Source organism: Arthrobacter sp. 2MCAF15, assembly GCF_052115605.1.
GTDB lineage: Bacteria > Actinomycetota > Actinomycetes > Actinomycetales > Micrococcaceae > Arthrobacter.
In genome coordinates this window covers 312,619-321,510 of record NZ_JBFRGZ010000002.1, presented here as the reverse complement: position 1 = coordinate 321,510, position 8,892 = coordinate 312,619, and the positions used below count along the sequence as shown (strand labels likewise).

Genomic DNA, 8,892 nt, shown 5'->3' with positions numbered 1-8,892 from the left:
CACGCCAACGCCGCCAGGCAACCCTCAACGCCTGCCACGCCCGGCACCCTCACCGCTACCGGAACAAACCCACCGCACCAGCCGCCCCGGCCCACGCCGGCATCAACCACAAAACCAACCCGCTGTCACAAACAGCTTGATTCATTCCGGTCTTACGGCGATTTCGCACGCTTCCGGCGATCTCAGGGGCCTGGGCGGCCTCAGGGGCTTGGGCGGCCCCGGCGCACGTCGGCCCGGCTCAGCCTCCCGAGCGTTCCCTCACGAAGCCTGCCAGGAGCGCCGGCCCGTCGCGCAGCACGAGTTCGCGGAACAGGCGCACGGAATCGGGCTCGGCATCGGCCCTGGCATTCCGCGAGACCGGCTCCCGCCACGCCAGGCCGATCTCACGGAAAGCCAGGGCCGAATCCAGGGCAATCTCCACCCACCCCGGCCCGCCGTCGTCGGCTCCGGTCCCGGGCGACGGGTCCTGCCGCCCCGGTGCGGAGCCTCCCGGCGGCAGTATGCTGACGCCGAGCCCGGCCGAGACAAGTCCACGGACGGTGTGCGAGTCCTGGCTCTCGAAGGCAATGCGGGGGCGGAATCCGGCCTCCCGGAACAACGCATCGGTCAGCGAGCGCATGCCATAGCCGGACCCCATCGCCACGAACGGCTCCTGCCGGATCTCGGCAACCCGGACCCGGCGGCGGCCGGCCAGGGGATGACGGTGGTGAACCACCAGGCGCAGCGGTTCCCGGTACAGCGCGGCCGAACTGATGGTCCTGCTTGGCGTGGCAACGGGCGCAGTCAGGGCCAGGTCCGCTGAACCCGCGGCCAGTTCCGCCAGGCAGCCGTCCCGTGCGCCCTGGCTGAGGTCAAAGGCCGTCTGCGGGTGCCGGCTCCGGAACGCGCTGATGAGCAGCGGCAGCATCGCCTCGCCGAAGGTGTGCTGGAAGGCCACGGCAATCCGGCCGCGGACCACTTCGGACTCGTGCCGGACAAGATCGAGACCTGTCTGGAATTCGCCCAGGGCGGCGTCTATGTGGGGCAGGAGGGCCTTCGCCGCCGGCGTCAACCGCACGCCGCGGCCGTCCCGGACCAACAGCTCCGTCCCCACAATGGCGCTGGCACGCGCAACGGCACGGCTCACCGTCGACTGCGGCACACCCAGGAGCTCGGCGGTCTCAGTGATGTGCTCCGTCCGCCCGAGTTCTGCCAGCAGCGGCAGGAGGGGCAGCAGCTGCACGAGCTGCTTGTGTTCGACGTCCATGCGGCCTCCGCGCATCGTTCCATATTTGCTATCTATTCTATGGAAATGATGCATTGGAAGCATCCCTTGGACAGGTTCTAGCCTGAGGGTATGCCACGCTTTTCCGCACGCTCCAGTGCCGGTCCCAGTCCCGCGGCCAATCTCGCGGCCGCTCCTGCAGCTGGTCATGCGGCTGGCGCTGCTGCGTGGGCAGGGCATCCGAAGGGTTCCGCGGCCTACCGCCGGATTCTCGCCGGGCTTGCCTTTGCCGGCGTCGCGACCTTCGCCCAGCTCTACTCCACCCAGGCGGTGCTGCCCCTCCTGGCGACGGACTTGGAGATCTCGGCAGCGGAGGCCGCTCTGACGATCTCCCTGGCGACGGTGGGGCTGGCGCTGACCGTTCTCCCGTGGTCCTTCCTGGCCGACCGGATCGGCCGCGTCCGGGCGATGATGTGGGGCATCTCGGCAGCCACTGCTCTGGGCCTGCTGGTCCCCCTGGCCCCCAGCTTCCCCGTGCTGCTGTGCCTGCGGATGCTGGAGGGAATGGCCCTTGGCGGGATCCCCGCCATCGCGATCGCCTACCTCAACGAAGAGGTCAACAGGGCCCACGCCGCGCTCGCCGCCGGGAGCTACGTCGCCGGGACCACCTTGGGCGGCCTGGCCGGCCGGCTGGTCGCCGGGCCTGTCGGCGAACTGTGGGGATGGCGGGCCGCCGCCCTGGCCGTCTCCGTCCTGGCCACCGGCGCGGCTGTCCTGTTCCTCGTCCTCGTCCCGCGGGCACAGGGATTCACCGCCGCGGCTGCGGCCGGCTTCCGCGGTGCCATGGCCACCCTGGCCGGGCATGCCCGCAATCCGCGGCTGCTGGCTCTCTACACCCAGGCGTTCCTGCTCATGGGCGGTTTCGTGGCTGTCTACAACTACCTCGGTTTCCGGCTGTCCGGGGAACCATTCAGCCTGCCGGCCACCGCGATCAGCCTGATCTTCCTGGCCTACCTCTCCGGAACCGTCTCGGCGCGCTGGGCAGCCGGGCTGACCTCGCGGTTCGGCCGGCGCACCGTCCTGATCGCCGGCACCGCGCTGATGGCGGCCGGCCTGGCCCTGACGCTCACGCAGCTTCTGGCCCTGATCCTCGTCGGACTGCTACTGTTCACCGCCGGCTTCTTCGCGGCCCACAGCATCGGCTCGGGCTGGACCGGCGTGATCGCCACGACAGGCCGCGCGCAGGCCGCCTCGCTGTACAACCTTGCCTACTACCTCGGCTCCAGCGTGCTCGGCTGGGCCGGCGGCCTGATCTTCCAGGGGCTCGGCTGGACGGCCCTCGCCCTGACGGTCATCGGACTGGCATGCGCGACGGCGGCAATCACCGCCGTCGCGCATCCCGCCTCGGCGCCCGCAGCCGGACCTGCCGCTCCCGCCGGCGGCAAGGCGGCAGGAACCGGCAAGACCGGCAAGGCGGCATCAGGCAACGCGGCGGTATCCGCTTAGACTGCCGCGTCCGGCTCGGCGCCGGGTCCGGCTAGGCGTCCAATCCCGGCTACCGGGTCGACTCGATCGCCTGCACGAGATCCGCGACGATGTCGGCCGGGTCCTCCAACCCCACCGAAATCCGCAACAGGCTGGCGTGCGGCTTCGCCGCGGCCTCGACCGGCCTGTGGGTCAGGCCGGCCGGGTGCTGGATCAGGGTGTCGATCCCGCCGAGCGAGACGGCGTGCGTGATCATGCCGACGGCGGCCGGGATCCGCTCGGCGTGCTCGGCGCTGGCGAGCTCGAAGGCCATGAGTGATCCCGGCCCGGACATCTGCGTGCCGACCAGGCCCTGCGGATCGCATTCAGCCAGTCCCGGGTAGTAGACCCGCTTCACGAGCCCGTGCCCGGCCAGGGCCACCGCGACCTTTTCGGCGCCGGCCTGCTGGGCGCGGACCCGGACAGGGAGCGTCGCCAGGCCGCGGTGCAGCAGGTAGGCAGGCCACGGGGTCAGGATTCCGCCGGTCACGGCCCGGACCTGGCGCAGGCGCACCGCCCATTCAGAGCCTGCCGCCACCACGCCGCCCATCGCGTCGCCGTGGCCGCCCAGGAACTTCGTGGCGCTGTGCAGCACCATGGCCGCACCATGCTTGAACGGCTGCTGCAGCACCGGGCTGGCGAACGTGTTGTCCACCAGGAGCGGCACCCCGTCCGCGTCGGCGGCCACCCGGGCCATGTCCACGAGCTCGAGGGTCGGGTTGGCCGGCGTCTCCAGGATCACCAGGCCGGTGTCCGGACGCAGCGCACCACGGACGCCCTCCGGCGTCGTGAAGGTGACCTCGTTGCCCAGGACCCCGGAGGCGAGCAGGTAGTCGCTGCCGCCGTAAAGGGGCCGCACGGCGACAACATGTTTCTTGCCCGCCGCAACCACAGCGAGGAGCACGGCGCTGAGTGCCGCCATGCCGGTGGCAAAGGCGACCGACTCGGGCGTGCCTTCGAGGACGGCAACGCCTTCTTCGAAGCGTGCCACGGTGGGGTTCCACAGCCGCTGGTAGACGGTGCTTTGGCCTTCGGCATGCGACCCGCCGGTGGCCATGTGCTCGTAGGCCAGGCCGCCGTCGTGCACGGACGGCAGCGGCGCCGTCGTGGACAGATCGATGGGCACCGCGTGCACGCCCAGTTCCGTGAGCCCGTTCCGGCCTGCGTGGACCGCCAGTGAATCTTGTGAAAGCACCCTAACTCCTTACGAATATTCGCCATTGAATTCCGCAAGTATCTGGCAATAATTCGAGCTTTTGTAGAGGTTCTGAATGGAACTGTCGGATTGTGCCGTTTATGATGAACGGACAACCCAACAAGGAGGATCCGTGAGCAGCAGTGCGAAGAATGTTCGGCCGGGAGCCAGCGAACCGCTGGACGCGATCGACGAGCGCCTGCTCGCTGCCCTCGTCGCGGACGCCCGCATCTCGAACAAGCAGCTGGCAGAGCTCGTGGGGATCGCGCCGTCGACCGCGCTGATGCGCACCCGTGCCCTGTCCGAGCGTGGAATCATCGAGGGCTTCGAGGCCAATCTGAGCCTGTCCGCGATCGGGCGCTCAGTCCAGGCGCTCATTGCTGTCCGGCTCCGGGCCCACGACCGCGAGCAGATCGACCGCTTCACGGCCCGGGTGCCCAAGCTCCCGGCAGTGCTCTCGACGTTCCACACGTCCGGGTCAGTGGACTACCTGCTGCACATCGCCGTGGCCACCACCGAGGACCTGCGGGACTGGGTGCTGGACAACCTGGCCACGGACCCAGTGGTGGGCCACACCGAGACCACGCTGGTTTTCGACCACATCCAGGGCAACCACGGCCCGCTGCCGTAACAGCGGGCAACGGCGCACTTAGGCCTGCCGGCGCAGCGACGTCCGCAGGGTGATGGCGGCCAGTGCCAGCGCGGCGGCAGCGCACACCGTGACAAAACCGGCGACGGCGCTTTGCAGTCCCACTGCCCCGGCCGCGAGCCCCAGCCCGATCACCGGCAAGGCGCTGCCGAGGTAGGTGATGACGTAGACGGTGCTGATGATCTGGGCATGCCGGGCGGCCTCCACCTTGCCTGCGACGTCGTTGAACACGGTCCGGAAGGCCACCCCCTGCCCCACGCCGGCCGTGATGCTGGCCAGGATGAGCAGCCACGGGCTGCTCCAGGCGGCGGCTCCGGCGATCAGCAGGACGGAAAAGCCCAGGACGGCCAGGCCGGCGGGGACGGCATAACGTCCCCGGATGGCCAGCAGCTGGCTCAGGGCTGAAGAGCCCAAAGTCAGCCCTGCCAGCAGGCCGATCAGCGGCCGCGAGTCGGCGTGCACGATCTGGGCGAAATAGCCGGGTGCGAGCGAGAGGCAGAAGCCGAAGACCGTGAAGCTCAGGAAGCCCACCGAGGAGGCCAGCCAGAAGGCCCCCCGCGCGTCGCTGGAGACCGACGGCCGCCGCGGCGCCAGGACGCGGAGCGGCTGGGGGCCGGCATGCAGGCTGATGGCGGGCCGCGCCTTGAGCAGGTAGAGGGGCACCAGAACGGCGGCGAGGACGAGGGAGTGCACGTAGTACGGCGTCGACGTCGGGCCCGGCAGGAGCGAGAGCATGCCGCCGATCGCGGGGCCCGCAGCAACTCCCCCGGCCGAGGCCAGGAGCGTGAACCGGGACGCCCACTCGGGCCGGCTGGGCAGGAGCTCGCGCAGGGCAGCCGAGCTGGCGCCCGTGGCGAGCGCCACCGCCACACCCTGCAGCGCGCGGCCGGCGCAGAGCGCCACGAGGCTGCCCGCGGTGGCGAAGACAAAGCCGCCGGCCAGACCCACCAGGACGGCCAGGACAAGGGCGGCGCGGCGTCCGATGTGGTCGGACCAGTGACCGGCAAGGACCAGGGTGGCCACCAGAGCAAGGACGTAGGCGGAGAACGCCACCGTGACGTCGAGCGCCGTGATCCCGAGCTTTGCCTGTAGCAGGGGGTAGAGCGGCGTCGCCAGGTTCGCGCCGACGAGCAGCGTGAAGATCACTACTCCGGCCATCACGAGCCGTGCGGTGGTGGAAGCGTCCCAACCCCAGCGGTCAGCCGTGGCCGGGCGCATGCGGAGTTCACTGAAGACTGTCATGTCCGTGCCCTTGCAAAGTGCAGGGCCGGGCTTTCCCTGTTGTGGGGGAACCGCCCGGCCCGATCGAAGATTGGTACCTACAGAATGCGGCATCAATGATCTTCACGGCCAAGTTTCGTGCCAAAATTGAGCAAAACAGTCATTCTCGGACTGYCGAAGTGAACCGGAGTGATGATTTGAACAGTCTGGACCCTACCGACCTGAAAATCCTGCTGGAACTGATCCGGGATCCGCGGATCCAGATCGGCGAGCTCAGCGATGTCCTGGGCATTGCACGGAACACCGCCCAGTCGCGCGTGCGGCGCATGCTGCGCTCGGGGTTGCTGCACGACGGCGGCCGCGAGATCGACCTGGAGGCGGTGGGGTACGACGTCGTCGCGTTCGTGACGATCGAGGTCAACCACCGCGAGCTCGACGGCGTCGTAGGGGCCCTGCGGCTGATCGCCCAGGTCCTGGAAGTCCATGAGATCTCCGGGCGAGGCGACGTCTGGTGCCGCGTGGTGGCGACGGACACCCACAACCTCCAGGCGGCCCTCCGCTCCATCCTCCGGATCAAGGGAGTCATCCGCACCGAGACTGTGCTGGCGCTGCACACCCATATCCCCTACCGAACCGAGCCGCTGATCAGCCGGCTCGCCCAGGGCAACGCGCTGGCCCCGGGCCGGTCCGCCCCGCGCCGGGCCGGTTCCGCTGAACACCAGGTGAACGAAGGATAATGTCCCGGTGACTATCATCGACAACGCCGTCTACGTTGACGGAATCCGCAGCGCCGAACCGCGGAACCTCGAGCAGACTTTCGAGACCCTCACCGAGCGCGGGGGCATGGCCTGGATCGGTCTCTACCGGCCCACGCCCGACGAAATGGCGGCTGTCGCGGCCGAATTCAACCTGCATGGGCTGGCGGTGGAGGATGCAATTTCTGCCCACCAGCGGCCCAAGCTGGAACGCTACGACGACAACCTGTTCACGGTGCTCCGGCCCGCCAGGTACCTGGACGAGACCGAGACGGTGGAATTCGGCGAACTGCACGTGTTCACGGGCCGGAACTTCGTGGTGACCGTCCGGCATGCAGAGACGAAAGTGGTGGGCCAGGTCCGGCGGCGGATGGAGAGCCGACCCGACCTGCTGCGCCACGGGCCCGAGGCCGTCCTGTACGCCCTCATGGACCAAGTGGTGGATGACTACGGACCCGTGGTGGCCGGGCTGGAAAACGACATCGACGAGATCGAGGACCAGCTCTTCAGCGGCGACCCGCTGGTCTCGCGGCGGATCTACGAACTCGCCCGGGAAGTCATCCATTTCCAGCGCGCCATCCACCCGCTGCCGGCAATGATGCAGCAGCTCCGGCGGGGCTTCGAAAAGTACCGCGTGGATTCGGAACTGCAGCACAGCCTGCGCGACGTCGAGGACCACGTGGAGCGGCTGATCTCGCGTGCCGATTCGTTCCGTGATTTGCTGCAGAATGCGCTCACGCTCGATGGAACCCTGACCGCCAACCGCCAGAACGAGGCCAGCGCGGAACAAAACGAACAGGTCAAGAAGATCTCGTCCTGGGCCGCGATCTTCTTCGCGCCGACTTTCGTGGCCGGCCTGTACGGGATGAACTTCGACAACATGCCCGAACTGCACTGGTCACTGGGCTACCCAATGGCGATCGGACTCATGGCCGCCACGGCGGGGCTCATGTACGCCATCTTCAAGCGCAAGGGCTGGCTCTAGCTGGCTGAATGCGCCGGCCTTAGCTGGACGCGCTGGCTTTAGCTGGACGCCCGGCGGTCCCGGACCTGGACCATGAGCCGCCGGAACGCGAGGATAAAAACGACCTCGATCAGCACCATGAGTCCCAGCAGCAGCCACTTGCCGCTTTCGATGAAGACGATGGCGCCGGTCAAGACCAGGAGGCTTCCCAGCGCGAGGGAGTAGACAGCAAATCCGAGGGCAACCCTGGCGCTGCGGACACCGGTCCGGAAGCCGAAGCCCTGCGGTTCCCCGCCGGGGTAGCCGGCAACCCGGTCCGGGCCAGCGGGTTTGAGCTGGTCGAACTCCTCCCACGGGTCGCGGTCCTGCTCCTTGTTGGTCATGTTTTTATTATCTCGCGGACCGGATCGTCGCGCCGCTGAGACCGATCCGATGTGAGCAACACTTTTCGCCAACGCATCGACGACGGAACGACGACGGCGGCCCGGACCAAWGGTCCGGGCCGCCGCTTCAGTACCGTTCGGGCTAGTCGTCGTGGCGGTGCTCGCCCGAGTCACCGTGGCCGTTGGACTTGCCGGCCCCGTTGGACTTGCCGGCGCGTTCGCCTCCGTGGTCCTCAACGCCGGCGCGGTGTTGGGAGGCGTTGGCCTGCCCGGCGGCACGGTGCTCTGCGGCGTTCTGGTGTGCCCATCCGCTGTTGCCGTTCGAGGCATGGGACCCATCGGTTTCAGGCGCGTCGGCCGCGTCATCTTCGGAAGCCACCGGGGCCGCCGGGGCGGGAGCCTCAGGTGCCGGTGCGGCTGGAGACTCCGGAGCCGCCGGGGCGGGAGCCTCAGGTGCCGGTGCGGCTGGAGACTTCGGAGCCGTCGGGGCAGGAGCCTGGGCCGCGGGTCCCTGTTCTTTCGAGCCCTGATCATCCGCGCCCTGATCATCGGCGCCTTGGTCATCCGACTCAGCCGGATCTCCCGGCTCGGCGGATTCCTCGTCGCTGGATTCCCGGCCGTCCGCTCCCGGCGTCCCCGACTCAGCCGGATCACCGGGCTCGGCCGATTCCTCGTCGCTGGATTCCCGGCCGTCCGCTCCCGGAGTCTCCGACTCAGCCGGGTCACCGGGCTCGGCCGATTCCTGGTCGCTGGATTCCCGGCCGTCCGCTCCCGGCGTCCCCGACTCGGCCGGGTCCCCCGGCTCAGAGGTCGCGGTGCCGGTCGACGTCGTGGTCGACGTCGGTTCAGGCGGGAGATTGCTGGTCGCTGCGGCAGCCGTCGCGCCGGCGCCGCCGGTGACAACGACTGAGGCCACTACTACGGCCTTGCCTGTGGTGCCCAGCGCGCTGAGCCATCCGATGATTCCTGCCATGAGGGATTCCTTTCAAAACGGTAG

The 8,892-nt window shown here is 68.8% G+C and carries 9 protein-coding genes; 4 read left to right on the top strand and 5 right to left on the bottom strand.

All coding sequences use genetic code 11. The annotated features are described in order from the left end of the window. Positions 1-238 precede the first annotated feature (238 nt). Positions 239-1,246, bottom strand: a complete 1,008-nt coding sequence (locus tag AB4089_RS03670) for a LysR family transcriptional regulator (protein ID WP_441407930.1) — start codon at positions 1,244-1,246, stop codon at positions 239-241. Positions 1,247-1,336: 90 nt separating this feature from the next. Between AB4089_RS03670 and AB4089_RS03665 the strand changes: the two genes are divergently transcribed. After that, positions 1,337-2,710, top strand: a complete 1,374-nt coding sequence (locus tag AB4089_RS03665; RefSeq protein ID WP_441407929.1) for an MFS transporter — start codon at positions 1,337-1,339, stop codon at positions 2,708-2,710. A 49-nt stretch (positions 2,711-2,759) separates the two neighbouring features. Here the strand turns inward: AB4089_RS03665 and AB4089_RS03660 are convergent, their stop codons facing one another. Continuing rightward, positions 2,760-3,923 carry a trans-sulfuration enzyme family protein gene (locus tag AB4089_RS03660; protein ID WP_441407928.1) on the bottom strand — a complete coding sequence of 388 codons (1,164 nt, stop codon included), beginning with the start codon at positions 3,921-3,923 and terminating at the stop codon, positions 2,760-2,762. 133 nt (positions 3,924-4,056) lie between these two features. On the opposite strand from AB4089_RS03660, the gene AB4089_RS03655 reads away from it, so the two are divergent. Next, positions 4,057-4,554, top strand: coding sequence for an Lrp/AsnC family transcriptional regulator (locus AB4089_RS03655; RefSeq protein WP_229995409.1), 498 nt, complete (start codon positions 4,057-4,059; stop codon positions 4,552-4,554). Positions 4,555-4,572: 18 nt separating this feature from the next. Here AB4089_RS03655 and AB4089_RS03650 read toward each other — a convergent pair whose 3' ends face one another. Next, complete coding sequence (locus tag AB4089_RS03650) at positions 4,573-5,814, bottom strand: MFS transporter (protein WP_441407927.1); 1,242 nt, start codon at positions 5,812-5,814, stop codon at positions 4,573-4,575. Positions 5,815-5,990: 176 nt separating this feature from the next. Here AB4089_RS03650 and AB4089_RS03645 point away from each other — a divergent pair, with 176 nt between their 5' ends. Both AB4089_RS03645 and corA read left to right on the top strand, forming a co-directional pair. Further along, entirely contained in the window at positions 5,991-6,530 is a 540-nt protein-coding gene (locus AB4089_RS03645) for an Lrp/AsnC family transcriptional regulator (RefSeq protein ID WP_441407926.1), read from the top strand. Between the two features lie 7 nt (positions 6,531-6,537). Further along, positions 6,538-7,533 carry a magnesium/cobalt transporter CorA gene (gene corA, locus AB4089_RS03640; protein ID WP_441407925.1) on the top strand — a complete coding sequence of 332 codons (996 nt, stop codon included), beginning with the start codon at positions 6,538-6,540 and terminating at the stop codon, positions 7,531-7,533. Positions 7,534-7,571: 38 nt separating this feature from the next. Here corA and AB4089_RS03635 read toward each other — a convergent pair whose 3' ends face one another. Both AB4089_RS03635 and AB4089_RS03630 read right to left on the bottom strand, forming a co-directional pair. Beyond that, complete coding sequence (locus AB4089_RS03635; protein ID WP_441407924.1) at positions 7,572-7,895, bottom strand: hypothetical protein; 324 nt, start codon at positions 7,893-7,895, stop codon at positions 7,572-7,574. A gap of 142 nt (positions 7,896-8,037) precedes the next feature. Beyond that, positions 8,038-8,868 (bottom strand): hypothetical protein, encoded by an 831-nt coding sequence (locus AB4089_RS03630; protein ID WP_441407923.1) that lies wholly within the window; start codon positions 8,866-8,868, stop codon positions 8,038-8,040. Positions 8,869-8,892 lie beyond the last annotated feature (24 nt).